General features: G+C 61.0%; 23 protein-coding genes. 11 read left to right on the top strand and 12 right to left on the bottom strand.

What is annotated here, in order from left to right:
- The first annotated feature begins 491 nt into the window (after window positions 1-491).
- A complete protein-coding gene (locus tag Q7T64_RS12845) occupies window positions 492-2,051 on the top strand; it encodes a hypothetical protein (RefSeq protein WP_304796229.1) in 1,560 nt (519 codons plus the stop codon).
- 105 nt (window positions 2,052-2,156) lie between these two features.
- On the opposite strand, the gene Q7T64_RS12840 is transcribed toward Q7T64_RS12845, so the two are convergent.
- From Q7T64_RS12840 to Q7T64_RS12820, 5 genes are all read right to left on the bottom strand, one after another.
- Window positions 2,157-2,849, bottom strand: coding sequence for a glutathione binding-like protein (locus Q7T64_RS12840; RefSeq protein ID WP_304796227.1), 693 nt, complete (start codon window positions 2,847-2,849; stop codon window positions 2,157-2,159).
- Between the two features lie 112 nt (window positions 2,850-2,961).
- Window positions 2,962-4,224: an acyl-CoA dehydrogenase family protein gene (locus Q7T64_RS12835; RefSeq protein WP_304796225.1), complete on the bottom strand. Its 1,263-nt coding sequence runs from the start codon at window positions 4,222-4,224 to the stop codon at window positions 2,962-2,964.
- A gap of 37 nt (window positions 4,225-4,261) precedes the next feature.
- Window positions 4,262-5,332 carry a phosphotransferase gene (locus tag Q7T64_RS12830; RefSeq protein WP_304796223.1) on the bottom strand — a complete coding sequence of 357 codons (1,071 nt, stop codon included), beginning with the start codon at window positions 5,330-5,332 and terminating at the stop codon, window positions 4,262-4,264.
- 176 nt (window positions 5,333-5,508) lie between these two features.
- The gene (locus Q7T64_RS12825) at window positions 5,509-6,213 is read right to left on the bottom strand and encodes a histidine phosphatase family protein (protein ID WP_304796221.1); all 705 of its coding nucleotides are present in this window, start codon (window positions 6,211-6,213) and stop codon (window positions 5,509-5,511) included.
- Window positions 6,210-6,989: an oxepin-CoA hydrolase, alternative type gene (locus tag Q7T64_RS12820; RefSeq protein WP_304796219.1), complete on the bottom strand. Its 780-nt coding sequence runs from the start codon at window positions 6,987-6,989 to the stop codon at window positions 6,210-6,212. Before Q7T64_RS12820 ends, Q7T64_RS12825 begins: the two co-directional genes overlap by 4 nt.
- Window positions 6,990-7,277: 288 nt before the next feature.
- On the opposite strand from Q7T64_RS12820, the gene Q7T64_RS12815 reads away from it, so the two are divergent.
- The 3 genes from Q7T64_RS12815 to Q7T64_RS12805 all read left to right on the top strand — a co-directional run bounded on the left by Q7T64_RS12815 (window position 7,278) and on the right by Q7T64_RS12805 (window position 10,265).
- Window positions 7,278-7,916 (top strand): glutathione S-transferase family protein, encoded by a 639-nt coding sequence (locus Q7T64_RS12815; protein WP_304796217.1) that lies wholly within the window; start codon window positions 7,278-7,280, stop codon window positions 7,914-7,916.
- Between the two features lie 102 nt (window positions 7,917-8,018).
- A complete protein-coding gene (locus tag Q7T64_RS12810; protein WP_304796215.1) occupies window positions 8,019-8,954 on the top strand; it encodes a pirin family protein in 936 nt (311 codons plus the stop codon).
- A 105-nt stretch (window positions 8,955-9,059) separates the two neighbouring features.
- Window positions 9,060-10,265, top strand: a complete 1,206-nt coding sequence (locus tag Q7T64_RS12805) for a CaiB/BaiF CoA-transferase family protein (protein ID WP_304796214.1) — start codon at window positions 9,060-9,062, stop codon at window positions 10,263-10,265.
- Window positions 10,266-10,312: 47 nt separating this feature from the next.
- On the opposite strand, the gene Q7T64_RS12800 is transcribed toward Q7T64_RS12805, so the two are convergent.
- Both Q7T64_RS12800 and Q7T64_RS12795 read right to left on the bottom strand, forming a co-directional pair.
- Entirely contained in the window at window positions 10,313-10,948 is a 636-nt protein-coding gene (locus Q7T64_RS12800; protein WP_304796213.1) for a bifunctional 2-polyprenyl-6-hydroxyphenol methylase/3-demethylubiquinol 3-O-methyltransferase UbiG, read from the bottom strand.
- Window positions 10,949-11,063: 115 nt separating this feature from the next.
- Window positions 11,064-11,915, bottom strand: a complete 852-nt coding sequence (locus Q7T64_RS12795; protein WP_304796211.1) for a MipA/OmpV family protein — start codon at window positions 11,913-11,915, stop codon at window positions 11,064-11,066.
- A gap of 480 nt (window positions 11,916-12,395) precedes the next feature.
- On the opposite strand from Q7T64_RS12795, the gene Q7T64_RS12790 reads away from it, so the two are divergent.
- On the top strand, window positions 12,396-12,893 hold the full coding sequence (locus tag Q7T64_RS12790; protein ID WP_304796209.1) for a DUF4402 domain-containing protein: 498 nt from the start codon (window positions 12,396-12,398) through the stop codon (window positions 12,891-12,893).
- On the opposite strand, the gene Q7T64_RS12785 is transcribed toward Q7T64_RS12790, so the two are convergent.
- Window positions 12,894-13,238, bottom strand: a complete 345-nt coding sequence (locus tag Q7T64_RS12785) for a hypothetical protein (protein WP_304796206.1) — start codon at window positions 13,236-13,238, stop codon at window positions 12,894-12,896.
- Here Q7T64_RS12785 and Q7T64_RS12780 point away from each other — a divergent pair.
- The 5 genes from Q7T64_RS12780 to Q7T64_RS12760 all read left to right on the top strand — a co-directional run bounded on the left by Q7T64_RS12780 (window position 13,225) and on the right by Q7T64_RS12760 (window position 18,431).
- Window positions 13,225-13,485 (top strand): hypothetical protein, encoded by a 261-nt coding sequence (locus Q7T64_RS12780; RefSeq protein WP_304796204.1) that lies wholly within the window; start codon window positions 13,225-13,227, stop codon window positions 13,483-13,485. The two genes, Q7T64_RS12785 and Q7T64_RS12780, sit on opposite strands and share 14 nt — an antisense overlap.
- A gap of 47 nt (window positions 13,486-13,532) precedes the next feature.
- Complete coding sequence (locus tag Q7T64_RS12775) at window positions 13,533-14,012, top strand: DUF4402 domain-containing protein (protein WP_304796201.1); 480 nt, start codon at window positions 13,533-13,535, stop codon at window positions 14,010-14,012.
- Window positions 14,013-14,195: 183 nt separating this feature from the next.
- A complete protein-coding gene (locus Q7T64_RS12770; RefSeq protein WP_304796199.1) occupies window positions 14,196-14,990 on the top strand; it encodes a molecular chaperone in 795 nt (264 codons plus the stop codon).
- Between the two features lie 28 nt (window positions 14,991-15,018).
- The gene (locus Q7T64_RS12765; protein WP_304796196.1) at window positions 15,019-17,781 is read left to right on the top strand and encodes a stalk domain-containing protein; all 2,763 of its coding nucleotides are present in this window, start codon (window positions 15,019-15,021) and stop codon (window positions 17,779-17,781) included.
- A gap of 287 nt (window positions 17,782-18,068) precedes the next feature.
- Window positions 18,069-18,431, top strand: coding sequence for a response regulator (locus Q7T64_RS12760; protein ID WP_304796193.1), 363 nt, complete (start codon window positions 18,069-18,071; stop codon window positions 18,429-18,431).
- Window positions 18,432-18,521: 90 nt separating this feature from the next.
- Here Q7T64_RS12760 and Q7T64_RS12755 read toward each other — a convergent pair whose 3' ends face one another.
- The 3 genes from Q7T64_RS12755 to Q7T64_RS12745 all read right to left on the bottom strand — a co-directional run bounded on the left by Q7T64_RS12755 (window position 18,522) and on the right by Q7T64_RS12745 (window position 21,650).
- Window positions 18,522-19,712 (bottom strand): FAD-dependent monooxygenase, encoded by a 1,191-nt coding sequence (locus Q7T64_RS12755; RefSeq protein WP_304796190.1) that lies wholly within the window; start codon window positions 19,710-19,712, stop codon window positions 18,522-18,524.
- Between the two features lie 102 nt (window positions 19,713-19,814).
- Window positions 19,815-20,588, bottom strand: a complete 774-nt coding sequence (locus Q7T64_RS12750) for a hypothetical protein (RefSeq protein ID WP_304796187.1) — start codon at window positions 20,586-20,588, stop codon at window positions 19,815-19,817.
- Between the two features lie 66 nt (window positions 20,589-20,654).
- A complete protein-coding gene (locus Q7T64_RS12745) occupies window positions 20,655-21,650 on the bottom strand; it encodes a tripartite tricarboxylate transporter substrate binding protein (protein WP_304796184.1) in 996 nt (331 codons plus the stop codon).
- Between the two features lie 244 nt (window positions 21,651-21,894).
- Here Q7T64_RS12745 and Q7T64_RS12740 point away from each other — a divergent pair, with 244 nt between their 5' ends.
- Entirely contained in the window at window positions 21,895-22,299 is a 405-nt protein-coding gene (locus Q7T64_RS12740; RefSeq protein ID WP_304796181.1) for a tautomerase family protein, read from the top strand.
- Between the two features lie 339 nt (window positions 22,300-22,638).
- Here Q7T64_RS12740 and xerC read toward each other — a convergent pair.
- A partial coding sequence (xerC, locus tag Q7T64_RS12735; protein WP_304796178.1) for a tyrosine recombinase XerC occupies window positions 22,639-23,327 on the bottom strand: 689 nt, incomplete at its 5' end.

Below are 23,327 nucleotides of genomic sequence, written 5' to 3'. Positions count from 1 at the left end.
TGAGCGTCGCCGGGATCGGCTTGTTGCAGTCGGTTCGCGGCAGGCTGATTTCCAGGCCCGGCGGCGTAGGGATATTCGACTAAGGAACCGAAAAGCGTTAATCGGGACAAAAGGCGCCGCTCGAAAGATATGAAGACGATTTAGTTCGTTGATCGCCTTTCTTGCTTACCAGTTGATCAGATCTGACCTTTTGGAATTAACCGATGAAAAGAGCTTTCCCTTTTGGCCAACCCGGCCGCCAGTTTCCCCCGCCAGGCAATGCACATACGCTGAAATGTCCTGATGTCACGATCGTGGTGGGTGCCAGGGTGGGTGAGGCCCAACAGTACAAGCGGGCCGCGCATTCCGCGGGCCTTGATCTGGAGCTGGTCATTCCACGACCCGGTGGCCACGACGCTTACGCTGCGCTCACCGCCGTGCAACAGCGCGGCCGGTTAGCGCGATATTGTGTGTTGGATGCACATGGATGCATTGCGAACGGGCAGCACACCGTGGAATTTCCCCACGGGCCGATCAACACCCTGGATTTCGTGCGTCACATCCGCGACGGTAATCGATGCCGGGAGACACTGATTCATATCCACACCTGTTACGGCGCGACTGTTCGCGATGCCCTGTGCGACGAGGAAGGACCGCACCTGATCTGCGGCGGAAAAAAAGAGGTCCTGTCAAGAGTCGGGCGCTCCACTGTGCTCGACATGCTGCAATTCCTGGGTGCGCACAAGCGCCAGGCGGACGCAAGCCCCTTGTCTGCGCAAGCACTATTTGACAGGGCCAGCCGCCATATGGGCGACACCGTGACCCTGGTGGGCAGACCCGTCGGGTGTCATGTCCGTTATGCCAAGACGCCGGCGCATCTTGCCGATGCCGGGCGCGAGAAAGTTCTGGACGCCCTGGCGACCCGGATCAATGTCGGAAGCCTTGCGCAGGTGGGGGCATTGCTTGACGCCTATCCATGGCTTTTATCCGAACCGGTGAATGCCCTGCCATCGCCAGTGGCCAGTGCATGGATGATGGGCAGGACAGAGGTCGTGCAAGAACTTGTGCGTCGCGGTGCGAGCTGGGACGGCGATCTTGGTCTGATGGTGGCGGTCGGTGTGCGCTTGCCTGCCCTGCTGCCACCGCTTTGCGTTGCGCTCTGTCAGAGCGCCAGCCGTATGCTGGGCAGTCAAGCTGCCGATGGCGGACAAGCAGGGACCTTGCCCGGCAGCCGGGAACTCGCATGCGCCGTGCAACTATTGATGCAATTGATCAGTCGAGAATCTTGCATCGAGCCCTTGCCGGCCCTGCTCGCCTTGTGCGGCGACACCACATCAGGCGCCGGTCGACACGCGGGGGTATTGCAGACGCTGTTTACTCATTTGTCGGACCACTTATGCAAACAAGCCAAGTGTGCCGCTGGCAAGGAACCCGAATTCCGAGAGCAACTGGCGCGACGCTGTTGCCTGGCAGCATTGGTCCTCGTTCGGGCTGATGGCCTGAGGATCGGCTTGCAACGCTGCTTGAAAGCGGGCAGCGTGCCAGGCATGTTGCTGGTGCTAAGGCGTTTCAACCAGTTGATTCATGCCGGGGCCAAAGAAAAGGCTTACGCCTGGGTCAGCTCAGTGCGTGCCGTGGCGGTGCAACAGCTGCTGGCGGTGCTGCAACTTCCTGAACGGCGCGAAGTATTGTGCGGCATGCTGTTTTGCCTGGGCGAGCGTTCGCGCCAGCCAATGCTGGCCATGCAGTCGGCTTGGAACGCGCGGTGCGGCAGTTGGTGCAGCGCGCTCGTGACGTCACAAGCGCAGGCAGACGTCAATGAATTCCTGATGGATATCCAGGAGGATGTGCTCAATTTGCTGGTCACGATGTTGCCGGACGCTGACATGGTGGCTTACCGCGCCACGTTGACCTCTGACGCATGCGCACCTAGCGAAAGAACCGTGCAGTTGCTCGGTGGCTTATTGCGCGACAGCGAAGCCGTCGCGGCCGAACCTGCGGCCTTGCTGCCGCCGCTCATGTCGGCGGCCCCGCTGTCGATGGACACTTTGCCAACCGTGGTGCAGGATTGACGTCGAGGGCGGCATGAAAAAGCAAAAGCCGGCCGTGAGGCCGGCTTTTTTTAGCATGGACCCGTCTGCCGGTCATGCACTGCGCCGCGCAAGCAGCACACGAAACTAGCGCTTCTCGTACTGCCCTGCGCCAAACAGGATTTCCTTGGCCTTTTCATCATGCAAGGGTTTGCGCAAATCGGCCAGTACCTGCACGCCGCGTGCGACCGCAGGGCGTGCGCCAACCTGGTCGAACCAGCGCTTGGCATTGGGGAAGTCGGCCCAGTCGATTCCCTGGTTTTTCCACGAGCGCAGCCACGGGAAGGTGGCGATGTCGGCGATGGTGTATTCGTCGCCGGCGAGGTAGGCGGTCCTGGCAAGCTGCTTGTCGATCACGCCGTACAGCCGCTTGGCTTCATTGGTGTAGCGGTCGTAGGCGTAGTCGATTTTCTGCGGGGCATAAATGCGGAAGTGATGCGCCTGCCCCAGCATCGGGCCAACGCCGCCCATCTGGAACATCAGCCATTGCAGCGTGTTGTATTTTTCACGGTCGGTGTTGCCGAGGAAGCGGCCGGTCTTGCCTGCCAGGTACAGCAGGATCGCACCGGATTCGAACAAGGAAATCGGCTGGCCATCGGGCCCGTCGGTATCGACCATGGCCGGGATCTTGTTGTTCGGAGAAATTTTCAGGAATTCCGGCGCGAACTGGTCTCCCTTGCCAATGTCGATCGGATGCGCGCGCCATGGCAGGCCGCATTCTTCCAGCATGATGTGAACCTTGTGGCCGTTCGGCGTGGGCCAGGAATAAACGTCGATCATTCAAGTCTCCGTAAAGTGGTGGGGAGCTAAGGGGGAAAGTTGGCCGGAAGGCTGCGCCAGACGATCGCCGCAGCCCTGCTGCCGTCCCGATGGACGACAGCAGGTCACTGCATCAGGACCGCGTGATCGGCAATTCCATGTCTTCACCCGGCAAGGCGACATGACGCGCCAGTTCCAGCTTGGCGATTGCGTTGCGATGTACTTCATCCGGGCCGTCGGCCAGGCGCAAAGTGCGGTTGTGGGCCCACATCTGGGCCAGCGGCGTGACGTCGGATACGCCGGCGCCGCCATAGGCCTGGATCGCCATGTCGAGCACGTTTTGCGCGACATTCGGCGCCAGTACCTTGATCATGGCGATTTCGGATTTGGCGAACTTGTTGCCGACGGTGTCCATCATGTACGCTGCCTTTAACGTCAGCAGGCGGGCGGTATCGATCTGGATGCGGGCGTCAGCAATGCGCTCGCGCCATACGCCTTGCTCGGAAATCTTGCGGCCGAATGCAACGCGGCTGTTGAGCCGCTTGCACATCAGTTCCAGCGCGCGTTCGGCCACGCCGATGGAGCGCATGCAATGGTGGATGCGGCCAGGTCCGAGGCGCCCCTGCGCAATTTCAAAGCCGCGGCCTTCGCCGAGCAGTATGTTGGAAACGGGAATGCGCACATTGGTGAAGTCGATCTCGCAATGGCCGTGCGGCGCATCGTCGTAACCGAATACGGGCAGTGGTCGCTTGATGTTCACGCCCGGGGTATCGGCCGGCACCAGCACCATCGATTGTTGTGAATGGCGCGCTGCGTTGGCGTCGGTCTTGCCCATCAGGATGAAGATCTTGCAGCGCGGGTCGCCGGCGCCGGAAATCCACCACTTGGAGCCGTTGATCACGTACTCGTCGCCTTCGCGGTCGATGCGGGTCTGGACATTGGTGGCGTCGGACGAGGCGACGTTGGGCTCGGTCATTGCGAAAGCGGAGCGGATCTCGCCGCGCAGCAGCGGTTCCAGCCATTGCTTCTTGTGCTCTTCGCTGCCGTAGCGTTCAATCGTTTCCATGTTGCCGGTGTCCGGCGCGGCACAGTTGAACACTTCCGGCGCCCACAGCACGCGTCCCATGATTTCGCACAGTGGGGCATAGTCGAGATTGGACAAGCCCTCGGGCGCGCGCGGCGAGCGCGGCAGGAACAGGTTCCACAGTCCCTGTTCGCGCGCTTTTGGCTTTAAGCCTTCGATCAGGGTGGTGGGAATCCAGCGGTTGCCTTTTTCCCGGCCGTTGCGGTCGATCTCGTCCTTGTAGGCTTTTTCGTTCGGGTAAATATGCTGGTCCATGAAGCGCAGCAGTTTTTCCTGCAAGCCCTTGCATCGGTCCGAATAGTCAAATTCCATGCTCGTCTCTCCTCTTGTGTTCTTGTTCAGTGTGGGTTCAATTCGTCAGCTTGCGGCCGCAGGCGTAGCTCCAGCCCATTTCCGCCATTGGCCGCGCAGCGCGCCCGGAGCGCAAGGCCTGCTCGCTCGATGCGGTACCGTCGGCATGGCGTTTCATGATCCCCTGCAGGATGCCCGCCATGCGGAACATGTTGTAGGCAAGGTAAAAGTTGAAGTCTTCCATCCTGATCACGCGGCCGGTGCGTTCAACGTATTTGGCAATGTATTGCTGCTCGGTCGGTATGCCCAGCGCGGGCAGGTCGAGTCCGCCGATGCCGCGGAACTCGCCGGGCGCAATGTGCCAGCTCATGCAGTGATAGGAAAAATCGGCCAGCGGATGGCCCAGCGTTGACAGTTCCCAGTCCAGTACCGCCAGGATGCGCGGTTCGGTCGGATGGAAAATCATGTTGTCGAGGCGGTAGTCGCCATGCACGATGGTGGTCTCGTCACCGGGCGGTATATTGTCGGGCAGCCATGCGATCAGCTTGTCCATCGCCTCGATCGTTTCGGTTTCCGAGGCGCGGTATTGTTTGGTCCAGCGATCGATCTGGCGGCCGAAGTAATTGCCTGGCTTGCCAAAGCCCGACAGGCCGATGGCGTCGTAGTCGATGGTGTGCAACTGCGCGATGACGCGGTTCATTTCGTCGTAATGCGCGCCGCGCTGCGCGGGCGTCATGCCGGGCATCGACTGTTCCCACAGCACGCGGCCTTCGACGAATTCCATCACATAGAAAGCACGGCCGATCACGGATTCATCGGTGCACAGCGCATGTTGGCGGGGGGCGGGGAAGCCGGCCTTGTTCAACGCATCCATCACACGGAATTCGCGGTCGATGGCGTGGGCCGAAGGCAGCAATTTGGCAGCCGGCGCCGGCTTGCTGCGCATGACATAGCTTTTGCCGCCGGCCTGGAGCTTGAATGTGGGGTTGGACTGGCCACCCTTGAACTGCTCGACGGTGAGCGGACCGGCAAAGCCTTCCACATGCTGGGCCAGGTAGCGGGCCAGCACGTCGAGGTCGAACTGATGACGGTCCGACACGGGCTTGGTGCCAATGAATTCTTCAAACATGGGTTTGTGTCTCCTGGGCGGCCCGGGCGCTGCCGCTGCGCGCCGGCGTCGATGCTGCTTCTGGTTGCCGTCTTTGTGTCTTGTTGTTGAGTCGCACTTCATTCACCACTGCGCAATTTTACATGGCAGGTCGGGCATCCCGCCTGATTCGGCAGCACGCGACCTGCGCGGTCGATTTATGGCTGGCGCGACTTTCGATATTGCGACAGGTAGGTTTCCATCGTCGTGCTGCGGTGGTCGTCCTGCAGTTCGGACAGCGGCGAATAGTTGACCACGCGCAGTATCCAGTCATCGAATTCTTCGCCGACGTCCATCACGTTGATGCAGCCGGCGGTCTGCGCCAGGCTGCCCAGGAACAGGCGCTGTCCGGTCAGGGCATAGGAAAGGATCGCGCGGTTGACGCCGCCATGCAGCACCAGCAGCACGGTGTCCCAGCTCGGATCGGCCCGCAGGCGATCCATTTCGGGTTGGACCCGGTCCAGCAGCTCGCCGATGGTTTCGCCGCCGAGGAATTGCTTGTGTTCGGGGACCAGTCCTTCGAATGCGCCGGTGAACGCGTCCTTCAGGTCGGCGTCGGCAATGTCGGACAGCTTGCCTCCACGGATTTCCTGCAGTTGCGACCAGGCTTCCATTTCGATCAGTTGCTCGGTCTGTTCCAGCACGCCGGCCGCGGTTTCAACGGTGCGCGGCAGGCCAGACACGATCACGCGGTCGAACTGCACGCCGGCGCGGTCGAACACCCGGCCGGCTGCGCTGGCCTGCTCGCGCCCCAGCTCGTCGAGCGGTACGTCGTCGGGCGAGAACGGATGGCCCTGCTGGTCGAAATAAGAGACGCTGCCATGCCGCATCAGGTAGATGCGGCGACGATTGTTCTCGGTCATTTGTAGATTGGCTTTCGTTTTTCGAGGAAGGCGGTCATGCCTTCGCGGCCTTCAGGATGGTGCAGGCTTTCGATGAAATTATGTTGTTCGAGTTCGAACTGCTGCTCCAGCGAGTTGGTTTGCGCTTCGCGTAACAGGTTCTTGGTGCGCTCGACGGCATTGGGCGACAGTTCGGCCAGCTCGTCGGCCCATGCCAGCGCGGCATCCAGCGCGGTGTTGTCCGGCACCACCCGGTTGACCAGGCCCAATTGATGCAGGCGGCTGCCGAGCACCGGTTTGCCTTCCATCATCATTTCCGCGGCCAACTGGCGCGGCAGCGAACGGCAGAGGAACCAGGAAGCGCCACCGTCCGGCGTCAGGCCGATGCGGGCATAGGACATCACGAATTTTGCATTGGCGCCGGCGACGATCAGGTCGCATGCCAGCGCCAGCGAAAAGCCGGCGCCCGCGGCGGCGCCGTCGACTGCAGCGATCACGGGCTTGGGGCAGTCGCGCAGCGCATTGACCCAGCCAGCCAGGCGCTCGATGGCTTCAGCCGCGACCGATTTGTCCTTGCTGCTGCTTTCCAGCAGCCGGTTCAGGTTGCCGCCGGCGCAGAAAAAATTGTCGGCGCCGGTCAGGATCACGGCGCGGATCGAGTCGTCGCGTTCGGCCGTGGTCAGGGTTTCCACCGCTGCCGAATACATGTCGGGATGCAGGGCATTGCGCGCGCCGGGGTTGGACAGCGTCAGGATCAGGGTGGCATCGCGTCGCGATGCTTTGAGTTCGGCGGACATGAACGGGTCGCAAGTGAGGGTGGGAGGACGCAGCGAGGGAAATGATAGCCGAATAAGCACCACAGCAAGCGCACGACTGGCGCAATGAGCGCGCAGGCATTCGAAAACCTGCTGCCAGCCTGGCGGCGGGAAGCGCAGCCTGCAAGCCGCGGCCAGCACGCCGCCGGGCGACGGTGGCTGAAGGTCGGGCGCCGGGTTTTCGGGTAGAGTGCCAAAACTCGCCCGCGCAGCGGCCCTGCCGCCATGCGGCGGGCGCCCCCATTTCAAGACGGCAAACAGGAGACATGCATGCTCAAGCTTCACGGATTCCCGGTCAGCAATTACTACAACAAGGTCAAGCTGGCGCTGCTGGAAAAGGACATTCCCTTTGAAGAGGTATTGGTCACACCGGACCGCTCGGCCGCGCTGATCGAGAAATCCCTGCTGGGCAAGATCCCGTTCCTGGAAACCGAGCAAGGCATCCTGGTCGAGTCGCAGGTGCAGGTCGAATACCTGGAGGACGCCTATCCGCAAAAGCCGCTGATACCGGCCGATCCGTACCAGGCGGCCAAGGTGCGCGAACTGATCATCTTCATGGAGCTGCACCTGGAACTGGTGGCGCGCGAGTTGTACATGGAGGCGTTCTTCAAGGGCCAGGTCAGCGACGAGGTCAAGACCCGGGTCGGCAAGCTGCTCAAGCGCAATGCCAAGGCTTTCCAGCGGATGGTGAAGTTTTCTCCGTATGTCGGCGGCGATGCCTTCACGCTGGCCGATTGCGCCGCGGTGCTGCACTTGCCGCTGGTGGGCCAGGCCACCAAGATCATTTATGGCGAGGATGTGCTGGCCGAGCTGCCGGTACGGGACTATGTCACGGGCATGGCGGACCGCCCATCGCTGCAAAGGGTGAATGCGGACCGCAAGGCGTACCTGGACTCGGTGAAAAAGTAAGGCGCAATGGAGTCCGGAAGGGGATAGCGCAAGCAATTCCGCTTTCAGCAGCATGCGTGGGCGCCCCGCGGCATACACTCAACACTCAACGCAGGAGTCCACATGCCTACCGACTTGCCGATCGACAGCGTATTGCAGACCATCGTCATACCGCGTACCCGCGACCTGGGCGACAACTTCCAGGTGCGGCGCGCCTTGCCGTCGGTCGAGCGCCGCATGGTGGGGCCGTTCGTTTTCCTGGACCAGATGGGGCCGACCACCTTCGACGCGGGGCGCGGTCTGGATGTGCGGCCGCATCCACATATCGGCCTGGCAACCGTGACCTACCTGCTGGATGGCGAAATCTTCCACCGCGACAGCCTGGGCAACCGGCAGGAGATCCGTCCCGGCGAAGTGAACTGGATGACTGCCGGGCGCGGCATTGTCCATTCCGAGCGGACCGATCCGCTGTTGCGGCCCGTGGGGCCGTCGCTCTTCGGCCTGCAATGCTGGGTTGCCTTGCCGCACGCGCACGAAGAAACCGCACCCGCTTTTTCGCATCATCGCGCTGGTCAATTGCCGGTGGAGCAGGGCGAGGGCGCACGCGCAATCATCATCGCCGGCAGTTTTTTTGGCCGGCGCTCACCGGTGCAAACCTTGTCCGACCTGTTTTATGTCGACCTGCAGCTGGAGCCGGGTGCGCGCATTGCCATTCCCGCCGAATATGGCGAACAGGCCCTGTATATCGTGCAAGGTACGCTCGACCTTGGGCGCGACGGACGTTTTGAGGCCGGACAGTTATTGGTCACCAAGCCTGGCGCTGTCCTGACCCTGGCGGCGGCCGATGGCCCGGCTGCGCTCCCGCTGCGTGTGATGCTGCTCGGCGGCGAGCCGATGGACGGGCCGCGCCACCTGGTGTGGAATTTCGTATCGAGTTCGGCCGAGCGGATCGAGCAGGCAAAAGACGATTGGCGCAACCAACGCTTCGATCCGGTGCCTGACGAAACCGAATTCATTCCGCTGCCGGAGTTGCCGGCCAGGGCGGTCGACTACCCCTGACGCTGGTCCGCCGGCCGGCGCCATGCAAAGCCGGCACGCCAGTTTGCGACCTTGCCCGAGAACGTACAATACGGGCCACACAGACTCTCGCAGGACTGCATGCCAATGACCGCCAAACATTCAGCCGGGCCGCTGGCCGGCCTGCGCGTACTCGAAATGGGCACCCTGATCGCCGGACCGTTCGCGGCCAAGACCCTGGCCGACTTTGGCGCCGACGTCATCAAGATCGAGCCGCCCGGCATTGGCGATCCGCTGCGCTCCTGGCGCGCGCCGGAAGGCGAGACCTCGGTCTGGTGGCATGTCCAGGCGCGCAACAAGCGCTCGGTGGCCATCGACCTGCGGCAGGAAGAAGGACAGGACCTGGTGCGCCAGCTGGCGCTGCAGGCCGATATCGTGATCGAAAATTTCAGGCCCGGCACGCTGGAGCAGTGGGGGCTGGATTATGAGCACCTGGCTGCAATCAATCCGAAAATCATCATGCTGCGCATTTCCGGCTACGGCCAGGACGGACCGCGGCGCGACTTGCCGGGCTTTGGTGTGGTGGCCGAGGCGATGGGCGGCTTTCGCTATATCACCGGCATCCCGGGCGAGCCACCGGTCCGGCCCGGCATCAGCATTGGCGATTCGCTGTCGGCCCTGCACGGCGTGATCGGCATCCTGATGGCGCTGTATCACCGCGATGTCGCGGGCGGCCAGGGACAAATGATCGACGTTGCGCTGTACGAGTCGGTGTTCAACATGATGGAGGGTGCGGTACCGGAATACGACCGCTACGGCGCCATCCGCGAGCCGGCTGGAAGCGCGATCCAGGGCATTGCGCCGACCAATGCGTATCCGTGTTCGGATGGGCGTTACGTGCTGATCGCGGGCAATGGCGACAGCATTTTCCGTCGCCTGATGCAATTGATCGGGCGTGAGGACCTCGGCCACGACCCGGCGCTGGCGCGCAACCCCGGGCGGGTGGCGCGGGTGGAAGAGATCGATGAGGCCATTGCGGCATGGACCCGGCAACATACCCTGGCGCAGTGCCTGTCGGCGCTGGCGGCAGTAGGTGTGCCGGCCGGCAAAATCTATACCGTCAAGGATATCGTCGAGGACGAGCAGTACGCCGCGCGCGACATGATCCGCAGCGTGACGCTCAATGACGGCAGTACGCTTAAAGTGCCGGGGGTGGTGCCGAAACTGTCCGCCACGCCTGGCCATTTCAATGGTGGCGGCCCGGATCTGGGCCAGCATACCGAAGAAGTGCTGCGCGGAATTGGCGTGGATGACGAGCGCCTTGCGGTCCTGCGTTCAAAAGGCGTGTTGTAAGCGGTGCGGTGCTGGTGTGCTGCAAGGGTGTGGTGCAAGTGCGCCGGTCAGCGTTTGCGCGCCACCATGCCGATCAGCGCCGAGCGGCCCGCATGACGTGCGCCCTCGTTCAATTCGGCTTCGTATTCGTCGAGTTGCAGGATATCGAAGTCATCCCATAAGGCCCCCAGCATCGGCGCCGTGTACATATGCGAAAGCACGCCCGGACCGCCGGTGCGGTATTCCAGTTGTTTGGGCGTATAGCCCAGCAGTATCAGCACGCCGCCGGGCTTGAGCGTGCGCTTGATATTGGCAAAGATCCGGTCGCGCAGCGCCGGATCGGCAAACTGGATGAAGATCGCGGCGACCACATCGTAAGTCTGTTGCGGCCATGTCCAGGTGTCGCAATCGCTGACTTCGTAGTGGACTGTGACGCCGGCTTTCTGCGCCAGCCGGCGCGCCTTTTCCACGGCGTTTTCGGCAATGTCGAATGCATCTGTCTGCAGGCCTTGCTGCGCCAGCCAGACGCTATTGCGTCCTTCGCCATCGGCGACACACAGTGCGCGCTGGCCGGGCGCCAGCAGCGCGACATGATCGTGCAGCCACAGGTTGGGCGCGGTGCCGAAAACATAGTCCTCGGTCTTGAAGCGCCGGTTCCATTGTTCGGCAGCGTCGGGAAAGGCGGTCGGTTGTGGTGTCGTCATGCCGCCAATCTTAACTCAATCGGCGGCATGATCTTGGCGGGGGCTCCGGGCAAGCTGCGCGCTGCGGTCATGTTGCCGCGTGGGCAGGTGTGCAGTTTGTCTGCGCGCTTGCGGCTTACTGGTCTGCCTGGACCATCGTGGACGACTGTCCGAATACCCAGGATATGGCCACTCCGCCGGACAGCGCATTGCGTGAGCGCATCAGTGAGCTATCCTCGAACACCGCGCCGCCCAGATAGTCGTAGCGCATGAAGGCGCCAACCCAATAGTTTGGAAAACGCTTGGACAGGCCAAACGAGACTTGCGAGCCGGAATAGCCGCCGCGCGCGGAGTAGGCGGCACGTCCCGGCAGCACCTCGGACGCGGCCACGCTATAGAAGGTGCTGTTATAGCGCCGATCCTGGAAATTCGGGCCGCCGCTAAGCGACATGTTCCAGCCCGGCATGCCCGACAAATCGCGCACGCGCCAAGCCAGGTTGGGGGTGAATACCCAGCCGACATGCCGTACCGGGGAGCTCAGCGCCATTGCTGCGCGTACCGGCAGGCGCAGTTCCAGCGTCGAGCGCTGGTGCGGCGGGGTAAGGTGGATATTGATCGTCGGCCCCAACTCCAGCGTCGTCCTCAGGTCGGGCATGCCGCGCCGGGCGCCGTTGTCGCGGCTGCTGACGGGCAGGCTGCCGTTGGCGCTGATGTTGAGTTCGATGCGTTCGCTGTCGAACAAGGTGGTTCGTATGCCGTCACGATCCGCCTTGAGCCGCTCTCCGCGATAAATGAAATACGGCAGCGGCAATATCCTGCGCTCGCGCTCGTCGGCGCCGCGATAGTCGGGATAGGACAGCACGGCAACGCCGGCGCCGGCTTCCCACAATGGCAGGGAAGCGGCCGAGGCAGCCGTTGCTACCAGCAGCGGCAGGCTGCAAGCCAGGCGCAAAATGGAAGCAGGGAGCGTGATGAGCGTGGAATTCATGATCGGTTTGACCTGCGGCAACGTGGATGGGTGGAAAGGTGCATTGTGCCAGCAAGGGTGCGGTCGTTGCAGATGCTGCAATTCCAGGCCGGGCTACGCCTGGCGGAAACACTGCCTGCTTGCTTGTGCTTGCATGCAACAGGGATGGGCGGTGCCCATTCAGTTCTGTGGCAATTTAGCAACATAATTTCCGGACGATTGTCGCTGAAAGCCGGAAAATACAGTCCGACGGCCGGTAAACCCATGTAAATCCGGCTTAACAATTTCCGTGCGGAAATTTAAATATGCTTACAGTGCCCAAATCGCGTAATTAGTTCAAATACTCTAATAAAAACAAGGGTATTTCGCAGCAATGTTGTGGCTCTGACATTTTTCTATGTTGCTGTTCCCATTACATTCGTACCTGTGACTTGACTCCCGGAAATTAAACACTGATCCAGAGCCAAGACGGGCGTTTTCTTAAATCAATGGGAATATCAAATGAACATGTTTTCTACTAAAAAATTGGCCTTGGCATCGTTGGTTCTGGCTACCCTCGGCGCGTCGGGTTCGGCTTTGGCTGCTTCGGCAAGCGGTACTGCAAATGCAACCGTGCTCACGCCAATCGCGATCGCTGCTGGCAACACCCTTGAATTTGGTTCGTTCAGCCCGGTCGCGGCCGGTACGGTCGTCATTGCAGCGGCTGACGGCGCACGTAGCGCGACGGGCGGAGTTGTCCTGGTTCCGGGCGGCACGATTCGCGCTGGTACCTTTTCGGTGACCGGTACCGGCACGCAGACCTTTGCAATCACGTATCCAGGTTCGGTCAACCTGACCAGCGGTGCCAACACCATGGCCTTGCAAGTTGCAGGACCTGCAACCGGCACACTGGCAGCTGGCGCAGCTACCATTAACGTCGGCGGCGCGCTGACGGTTGCATTGAACCAGGCGGCTGGTAGTTATACCGGTTCCTATTCGATGACTGTCGAATATAATTAATCAGAAATAACCACGGGTTCGCTCTTCAATGCGCGCTTCAAGACTGAAACTGCTGCAGCTGGCTCCGTTGTTGATGCTATCGATTGCATCAACAACGGACGTCAGCGCGGCATCGGCAGTCGGCGTTGCGAATGCGACCGTGATCGCCACACCGAGTTCGGTTTCACCGATCAATATATCGATCGCTTTGCCAAGCATCAATACCCGGCCACCGACCCCCTCCGGTAGTACACCAACGACGGCTGCGCTGATCGGTGGCGCTGCCGATGGAAGCAGTGACACGGTGACGGTGGCCGGCATCTCGGTTGCCAATGGCGGCACCGGCTCGACAGTGAGTTTCAGCATCGCCGGCGATACGACCTCGGCTTATGTGGTTGAGCTTGGGCAGGCTCAGTCCGGCGGAGCCAGGCCGGACGGCGCAACGCAGGCCAATACTGCGGCAGGTGGTGCGGGCAGTTCGGGCTCCGGTACTTCCAGCCTCATCGTGTCGTCCCAGCCTCTCTCGGGTTCCGGCCGTCTTGCGATTGTCCTCAGTCAGGCGCCATCGGACCTGATTGCCGGCGCCATCAGCCTATCCGTAAATTACAACTGAACGCTGCCCGCCTTTTGGCACGGGCGGCGATCGGGTATTCAATTCAAATGACAAATTTTCGGGTTCGACAGGTCGTATTCGTACTGTGCTTCCTGCTGGCTCCTTTGGCGCGGGCTGCCGGAACATCCACCATCACCTATGTGAACGGAATTGATTTCGGTGATTTCTCCGTCCTCGGTTCCTGCGCCAACTGCGAAATCACCATCAATCCTTCGACCGGCGCCAGGACGGCCACGTCGGGCGTGATCCTGCGTTCAACCAATGTGGGCACCAGGGCACAGTTCAACGTGACCATGACCAATTGCGGTGGTTCGAATTGCAGCTATACCGAGTCCGTCACGCCGGCCTCCTTGAGCATCGCGACCGCCGGCGGAACCATGACGGTGCTGTCGTTCACGAGCACCCAGACCGCCATGACGGCCAAGGCGAATACGATCTACGTCGGCGCGACGCTGCGTATCCCGTCGGTTGGCGTTACGGCGGGAACGTACTCGTCCGGCAACTTTACTGTCACAACATCCAATTGACGATTGTTACTGCAAAACAATATCGCGTATGCTATGCGGCAACAGACCGTAATCAAGGTGCGCGCCGGCGTTTTATGACCAACCGGCCGGCCTATAACGCGCAACATGCGCCAGGGTGAACAGGTGAACGAGACTCCCCGCTATCGACCATTCAGGTTGCTCATTGCTTGCTGCTTGCTGCTTTTGAGCCAGCCCGTGCTGGCCGATCTGATGATCAACCCCACCCGCGTCGTATTCGAAAAGAATCAGCGTTCGGCGTCGGTTGACCTGATCAACGACGGCACCAAGGCCGCCTCCTACCGCGTTCAAGTGGTGAACCGGCGCATGTCCGAGGATGGCCAGTTCATCCGGGTAGAAGAAGCCTTGCCGGGCGAGCAGTTCGCCAATTCGATGATCGTGTTTTCGCCACGCCAGTTCACGATTGCGCCGGGTGCGTCGCAGGTGGTGCGCATTGCCGTTCGCAAGCCGGCCGGATTGGCACCTGGCGAGTATCGATCGCATCTCAGTTTCGATCGCCTGCCGGATAACGATGATTCATCCAACATCGAAAACATCAACAAGGCGCCGGGATCAGGCGATATCGGCGTGCAGATTACCGCCCTGATCGGTGTGTCGATCCCGGTCATCGTCCGTGAGGGCAACGTGGCGGCGGCGCTGACGATCTCCAACATCGCCTTGCTCAAGCCTGCTGCCGCGGGACAGCCTCCGATGCTGGGATTGCAGCTCAATCGCACCGGCAACAGTTCGATTTATGGCGATGTCGTGGTCAATTTCACGCCGACTGGCGGGCGGCCGTCCGTCATCGGGCGCGTCAGCGGCCTGGCGGTCTATGTTCCCAATACGCTGCGTCGCGCGACCATCAACCTGCAAGTTCCTCCCGGCACCTCATTTGGACAGGGCACGATCAGTGTCGTGTTCCAGGAGCGTGCCGACGAAGGTGGCAAGCAATTAGCCGAGGCATCGATTGCCGTCCCCTAGCAAACCCCCGAGGATGGCTGGATAGTGGATGGCTATTGAATCAAGCGCCTACAGCATCCTGACCCCAGAGCCGGCACTCCAGCGACGCACGCGATTTCTCCCTTCTGCGCTGTTCATCTTTTGCAGCATTCCCGGCGCGTTGGCATGGGCGCAAACGGCAGCGTCGGCGTCCAGCCCACCTGCCAGCGCTAGCCCGGTATCCAGGCCGGCTGCCGGCAGCGTTGCGCCTGCACCCGGATCAAAGACGGCAGTGCTGGGCGGCGCCAACCTCGTTTTGCTGGAAATGCGGATCGACGGTTTCCTGGTGTCTGACTCCGTCACCGCCTACCAGGCCGCCGAAAAGGTTTACCTGCCGCTTGGCGAGGTCGCCCGTGCACTGACGATTGCGATCCAGGTCGATCCGGTACGCAAGACGGCCAAAGGCTTTGTCCGTCGCGAAGACACCAATTTTTCGCTCAATGTAAATACCGCCACGCTTGAAACCGGTGGCGAGCGCAGCGCATTGGACCTGACAGCCATCTTGCTGCAGGACGATGACATCTACGTCGAACTCCGCACGCTGGCTAAATGGTTGAAGGTTGAGTTTGAAATCAACATGAATAACCTGGTGGTGGATGTCAAGGCGATTGAACCCTTGCCGATCCAGCTGCGGCTCAAGCGCGAACAAGTCCTGGAGGCACTGGCTGCCAGGGGTCAGCAGGCCGATCGCCCCGACTTGCCGCGCCTGAAGATGGCGTACAAACTGGCTGACGTGCCATTCATCGACCAGACCATCGCCCTTGGCGCCCGCCGTGGCAACGGTGTCAGCGTGAATTCGGCTGCGTACACGACCTACATGAAAGGCGACATCGCCGGCATGCAGGGATCGTTATTCCTGTCGGGCTCCAACGAAGCCAATTCCAGCCAGTCCCGATTTACATTGGGCCGCACTGATCCGGAGGCCGGATTGCTGGGGCCATTGCGTGCCCGCAATGTGGCGGTCGGGAATGTGCCGGTGGCGGGCATCCTGAACCTGACGCGCACCAATGACAGCGGGCGCGGCGTGACCTTCAACAACATGCCGCTGGACCGTCCGACCCGTTTTAACGCCCATTCGGTGCGCGGCGACTTGCCGCCCGGATGGGACGTTGAATTGTTCTTCAACGATGCACTGGTGGCGTACCAGCAGTCCAGGCCGGACGGCAAATACAGTTTCGACGACCTGGCGCTGATCTATGGCGCCAATGAATTTCGCCTGGTGTTCCATGGGCCGCAGGGCCAGTTGCGGGTCGAGAAGCAGACCTTCCTGCTGGACGACTCCATTTCAGTACCGGGTGACTTTGTCTACAACGTCGCCAGCAGCAACGACAACGTCGGATTGCGTCATTCGGTCGCACTGGCGGAATATGGTCTGAGCAAGTCCCTGAGCGTAGCTGGCAGCGTCATCAATGACCAGCGTACCGATGGCACGATCGGCCGCTATCACAGCCTGGGCCTGCGCGGTTTCGCCGGGCCGGCGATGTTTACCGGCAACCTGACGCGGCAGGGGGAGGGCGGTTTGCTGTCCGACCTTGGAATCAAGACCCGCTTGGGCAAGACGGCCATTGGCTACAACCGCTTGCTGGCCACCCGAAATTTCAGCAGCGAATATTTCCAGGCCGGGGCCGATCCGGTACGCACGCGCGATCGCCTGCGGGTGGACGGCATGCTGCCGGGCGGGCCGGTCGGAATTCTCCCGTACAACCTGCAAGTACAGCGTGACACGACCGAGTCCGGCAGCAACCGCAGCGATGCGACAGCGCTGGTGTCGGCCAGTGTCAATTCGATCTCGCTGTCCAACCAGTTGCACCTTGGCACAGCGCCTGGTTACCGGATTGTCGACGGCACATTTTCCAGTGGCAGCAGCATCGGCAATTTCCGCTTGCGCGGCCAGATCAACTACCTGATACATCCGGAGCGGCGCATTTCTGCGGTCGCCATCAGTGGCGACCGCAGCTTGTCCAACGGTTTCCTGGTCAACGTCGGTGCTGCACGTTCGTTCACGAGTCCCGAGTTGCGCATGACTGTGGCGCTCAACAAGAGCCTGGGCAACTATGGCCTGGCGGTGACCGGCGGCTACAGCTCTTATGGCGAGTACAGTGTCGGGCTGGTCCTGTTCATGGGCCTGGGGCGCGATCCACGCACCGGCAAGTGGGCTACCAGCGCCATGCCTTTCGCAGAGAGTGGCGCCGCTTCCGCGCTGGTCTATCTGGACCGTAATGGCAATGGCGCGTTCGACAAGGGCGACGAGCGCCTGAAAGGCGTGGGCTTCATGGTCAACGGCTCGCCTTTGCCAGTACGCACGGGTGGGGACGGGCTGGCGTTCGTGGAGCGGCTGTCACCGTACCGCAATACGGACGTATCGATTAATCGCGGCACGCTGGAAGATCCGCAAATGTCACCGCTGGGCAAAGGGTTTCGCCTGATGCCGCGGCCGGGCAATGTGGCCACGCTGGATTTTCCGGTGGTCTACGCTGGCGAGCTCGATGGCAATGTCTACCTGATCACGGACGGCCGGCGGCGTGGCACCAGCAACGTGCAGCTTGAGCTGGTCGACGCTGGGCAGAATATCGTGGCCAGGTCGCGTAGCGAAAACAGCGGCTACTATCATTTCGGCGAGGTTCCGCCCGGGCAATATCAACTGCGGATTGCACCCAAGCAGCTTGAGGAGTTGAAGCTCAAGGCCAGCGGCCCGCTGCCGGTGACCGTGAACCCCAGTGGCGATCCGACGCCACCGGGCGACTTTGAATTGCGACGGATCGATCAGAATTGAGCGCGCCCCTTTTCTGCAATCGGCCAGGCTACCCGGTCATCCGGGATTGGATTGTCGCCCTGTGAGGCAGGAATTGCATTGTGTTAAGTAATAACCACAATCCCTGATTCAGTCCGGTTCGGGCACACTGCGCTTTCCCATTAACTTGGGAGCGATCCAACGAAGCCATTCCAAACCCGCCATCAAGAGCGGGTTTTTTTGTGCCCATGGGGACGGACGGTCGATGTGGCACAATCTTGAATTGCAGTGTGCACGGAGTGGCCCGGATGAAAGAAACAGGGAGATCCTTGAATGTCCTGATTGTCGATGACAACGTGGACAGTGCCAACATCATCAAGTCCTTGCTGGAGGCGATCGCTCCGGTGTCGATCCAGGTTGCCCATGAGCCGATGCAGGCATTGGATGTGGCGGTTTCGCATCGGCCGGACCTTTGCCTGCTCGACATTGGATTGCCCGGCATGGACGGTTACGACCTTGCAGCCAGGCTGCGCAAGACGCTGCCGACAACGGTGTTTGTGGCCCTGTCGGGCAGGCACCGTGACGAGAGCCGGGAACTGGCAACCGGAGTGTCGTTCCGTTATTTCCTGCAAAAGCCGGCGCGGCTGGATGCATTGAAGATCCTGCTCGCCGAAGTGGCTGCCGCGCGTTGATGGCGCGCTTTGCTGCTGCCTGCGACCCAGGCCCATTACCCTGTATCGTGGCGGCCGGCATTGCGCATGGCCGGCAATTCAATTGGCTGGTCAAGCCAGCTCGGCCAGCTTGAGCGGCTTGTTGACCACGTCATACCCATAGATCCAATCCACCGGTAATGGCGGTGGGGCCGGCACCAGCTGATTGTTTTCAAATTGTTGCCTGGCCTGCAGTTGCACCTTGGTCGCCCGTGGCCGGCGTTCCTGTTCATAGGTCGCAAGCGCGGCGTCCGGATTCGAGCGGCCCAGCTCCAGGCAGCGCGCCAGCGCATACCCGTCTTCCATCGAGATCGCCGCCCCCTGGGCCAGGGTCGGCATCATCGGATGCGCGGAGTCTCCAAGCAGGGCAATACGGCCCTTGACCCAGCGATCCAGCGGATCGCGGTCATGGATTCCCCACTTGTTCGCCTCTTTGGCTTTTGACAGGATATGCAGCAAGGCGGGATGCCAGCCTGCATAGGCTTCAAGCAGATCCGCGATCGGGCTGGGGACAGCCCAATTTTCGTCTGCCCATTGCTGCGAGACGCGGCCAGCGAAAATGTTCAGCAGCTCACCGTTGCGCAGCGGATAGAACAGCACGTGTCCGGTCGGTCCGAGCCAGCCCGTGTACTCACTGCCATCCAGCGGTACCGGCAGCATGTCTGCGCAGCGATGCAGTTCCTCCATCGGCAGGATGATGCGCCAGCAGATCTGGTTGGTGAACCTTGCCGGGCTGGTTCCAAAGACCGCAGTCTGCACGGCGGAATGGATGCCGTCGGCGCCAATCACGACGTCCGCTTCGATTTCCCGGCCATCGGCAAAGCGCATTGCTGCTCCGCTTTCCCGGTTCTCGACCGCGACGCAGTGAGCCGACGTATGGATCGCATTTTCCGGGACCAGGGACTGCAGCAACTGGTGCACGTCCGAGCGATGCACCGTGTGATAGCGGGCGCCGTACTTTTCTTGCATCGGCCCCTTGAACTGTTCGCGAACGCGCACGGCGCCATCGTTCCAGTTCAGCGAGACCCGTACCCCCGGCTCGGCGGCAATCTTACGGAACTGCTCGCCGATGCCCAATGCGTTGATGACATGGACTGCATTGGGCCCCATTTGCAGTCCGGCGCCCACTTCACCCATTTGCGCGGCGCGCTCATAAACAGCGACTTCAATGCCGCGCTGGTGCAGTGCTGCCGCGGCAGTCAAGCCGCCGATTCCGGCGCCAACTATGGCGACCCGCAACGCACGCTGCTTGTTCTGAACCATTCTCTTTATCTTCCTCTCATTGGCAGGGGGCGTGGCCCATTAGCCGGCGCGAGCGGGCATCGGCACCCCTCGGCCTGGCTTATACTTTAACCGATATGAAATTCAGGAAATGAAGACTTGGCGTACCGCGCCGCGGCAGTCCATTTCGATTTCAAGGCCGGTGACCGGGGGCCGTGCAAAATGCCAGTTCAGTCCGCCGGGAATCAATCCCGGTTGCGCCAGCACATCAGCGTAATATTTCCCCATGTCCTGTATCGAATAGGCCTGCGCTGTCGTGACATCGGCCCAGCCAAAGCCCAGGCCCTGGATGCGAGCGGTCATTTCGTCCGCCACGAATTGCAACTTGGCGCGCAACGCCTCCGGCGACGTATCGCCGTAGGCCACGATGCGTTCGCTATACGGCTGTGGTCCCTTGCGCGCTTCGCCCCCACCCGACACGATGAAGCTGCGGATGCTTGAGGTAGTCGGTACCGTATAAGCGAAAGAAAACATCGCCATCTCGCTCGGCTTGTTGTACTCAGGGCAGACATTGGTGCGCGCTACCGGATTGATCGCTGCAGATTGTGTCGCACCAGCAGGCAGGTACACGCCCCAGCTTTCCAGTGTCTTTACATATTCGCGGTTGAAATCGATGAAGCCCTGGTCATTGAACTGGGATGGCGCACGCAGTTCGCAATGCGCAAATGCGGTGGTCGGACGTCCGATGCTTTTCAGGTGCTGTTCGACAGCGCGATAGGCTTGCGCCAGCGGCACCGGCTTCAGGAAACGCGCCTGCTCCAGTGCAAAGCCCGGCTCGGCAGCGACGCCCGCCGAGTACTGGAACACGGCGGGCAAATAGCGATACCCGCCTGGCTCAAATACAGTTGCTTGATACATGATCTTTCGTGCCTCCTCTTGGCCTTCGTATTGATGAAGTGTTTTACGTGTGTCTTCAGTTTGTCTTCAGTCGATTTTCATGTTGGATGTCTTGACGATCTGCGCGTATTTTGCGATCTCGCTGTTGATGTGCTCACCGAATTTAGCTGACGTGCCGCCGATGATTTCAATGCCGCGGTCGCTAAAGTTTTTCGTCACGCCCGGGTCTTGCAGCGCGCGGTTCATCAGCGCGTTCATCTGCGCCACCACCTCTTTCGACATGCCGGACGGCGCCACGATGCCGTACCAGGAATCCGTCTCGAATTTTGGATAGCCCTGCTCGGCAATGGTCGGAATTTCGGGTGCCGAAGGTGCGCGCGTCAGGTAGGTTGTTCCCATCGCCTTGAGCTTGCCCGAGCGGATGTGGGGCAGGAAGTCAGGCAGGTTGCCGAACATCAGGTCGATGTTCCCGCCAAGCAGGTCGGTCAGTGCCGGACCCTGGCCGCGATAGGGAATATGCACCATGTAAATGCCAGCCATCGACTTGAGCATTTCGCCTGCAAAGTGGGCGGTCGTGCCGTTACCGAAGGAGCCGTAGGAAAGCTTGCCGGGATTTTTTTTGGCATAAGCAATCAGCTCTGCCAGGTTATTGACCGGCAGTCCGGGGCGCGCGGCCAGCACGTTGGCGGTGCGTGCCAGCAGGATGACCGGCTGCAGATCCCTGGTCGTGTGGTAGGGAAGGTTCTTGGCCAGCGTGTGATTGACCGTGAAGCTGTTGGCAACGCCGCCGAAAGTACGGCCGTCGGTCGCCTTGGCGGTGGCGTCCACGCCAATCACGGTGCCGGCACCCGGCTTGTTGTCCACCACGACTGGCGAAGCGAGATATTTTGCGACTTCCGGCGTGATGACACGCACCACGGAATCGAGCGTACTGGCGCCGGCCGGGAACGGAACAACGACACGCACGGGCTGGTTCCCTGGCCACGGCGCAGGCTGTGCCTGCACCATGGCAGTGCTGCCAACGCAGATCAGCGCCAAGGTGGCGCGCAAGGCAAGGCGTTTAGCAGAGACGACTCTGATCATCTTGAAGTCCTTTTAATGGAAATGGATTGGAAAACGCACATGCGCACGCAAGTATGATGCCATACGGATACTTTTTTGGAGTGGCGAGCGGCAGCGGTTTTTCATCAGGCGCTGCTTTGCGCCAATCAGCGCTCTCCGGCAGGCACGGGCAAACCCTTAGGGCAAATATATTGGATGTGCACAGTTACTTGGCCTCACTTTGAATTCGTGTCATTCTGCCCTCTGACAACGAGGAGATCACACGATGCCATATTTGCAACTTGATGTTCCCAGGCAGTATTCGGTCGAAGTCAAACGGGAACTTGCGCGACGCATGGGCGAGACCTTCGCCCGTGTGATGGAGACCAAACCCAATATTGTCAGCGTAACGATACGCGAGCTGCCGGAGGGGAGCATGTGGCATTGTGGAGAAGGCGAGCCTGAGCCGGGCGCGCTCCTCATGTGCGACATTCGGCGCGGTCGCCCTCCTGAACAGCGAGCCGAGCTCGGAAAGGCGCTCGTCGAAGTCTGCGTTGAGGTACTTGGGTTGCAGAGCGACCGTCTTCCTGTGGAGTTCACGCAGCACGCCGGCGACGAGATGTATCGCTACGGCCGCGGGTTGGCGTCTGACTGGAACCCGGCCGAGGGGCAGGCCCAAAGCGTCAAGTAGGTCCAACGGAGCTCGGGGTGCAGGCAAGTTCCGCGATTTTCCATACTTGGCGCGGAGATCATCTTCGGTGGATCGCGCGGCGATGAAGCGTTGCCACATTGAGTCCCGCAGTGGGCCTTGCCGGGCACGCGTTGCTGTAGCCTGCCCCGTACCGGGTGTAGAACAGAAAAGGCGACAGTACTTTCAGTCTGGCGTCTGAATGCAAAAAGCCCCGTCGAATGACGAGGCTAAGTGCTTGAATTCTATGGGGTGGCCGATGGGGCTCGAACCCATTCTATCCGCACCCCGCCATTCCCCTCAATTCCCCAAGTCGTTCAGAATCAACGGGTTATCATCAAGTCATTCCCCTGACTTCCCCGCGATTATCCCCGGATTATCCCCAGGATTGTCGAGGCTGCGCTCCAGCCGCGCCATTTCCAAATCGTTCTGTGCGCCGTCCAGCCACTTGGAATAGGTGCGCAAAAACATTTCAATGCTGTGCCCGAGTTGGCGTGCGCAAAAGGCCGGGGTCATGCCGGCCATCAACATCACGGTGGCGTAGGTGTGGCGCATGTTGTACGGACGGCGATACCGGATGCCCAGCACTTTCAATGTTGGCGTCCAGTAGCTGCGTCGGAATGCGCGCTCGTCACTCCACGGCGCCCCATAGCGCGGGTCGTTGAATACGCGGTCGCCAGCCACCTGGGTGAACGGTCGTTGCCGGGCGAGTGCGGCCTTGGCCCGGCTGTTGAGAATGACGGTGCGGGCGGTCGCCGTCTTGGTGCCCTTGGTTTTGCCGCGCACGGTGGCTTCGCTGACCAGCATCGTGCCGCTGGCCAGATCAACATTCGACCAGCGCAGCGCAAATATCTCCGATGTGCGCAGGCCGGTCCAGAACCAGAATTCAACGAAATTGGCCGGCTGGTCCGGGTGCTTGGCCTGTAGTGCGGCGACGATCCCATCGCGCTCGTCAGCGGTAAACGGGTCGGGCGGCTCCTTCTGGTGCTTGGCGCGCGGAATGCCGGTGGCAGGGTTGGCCGGGATCACGC

Source organism: Lacisediminimonas sp., from assembly GCF_030645335.1.
GTDB lineage: Bacteria > Pseudomonadota > Gammaproteobacteria > Burkholderiales > Burkholderiaceae_D > Lacisediminimonas.
This window is presented reverse-complemented; position numbering and strand designations above follow the sequence as displayed.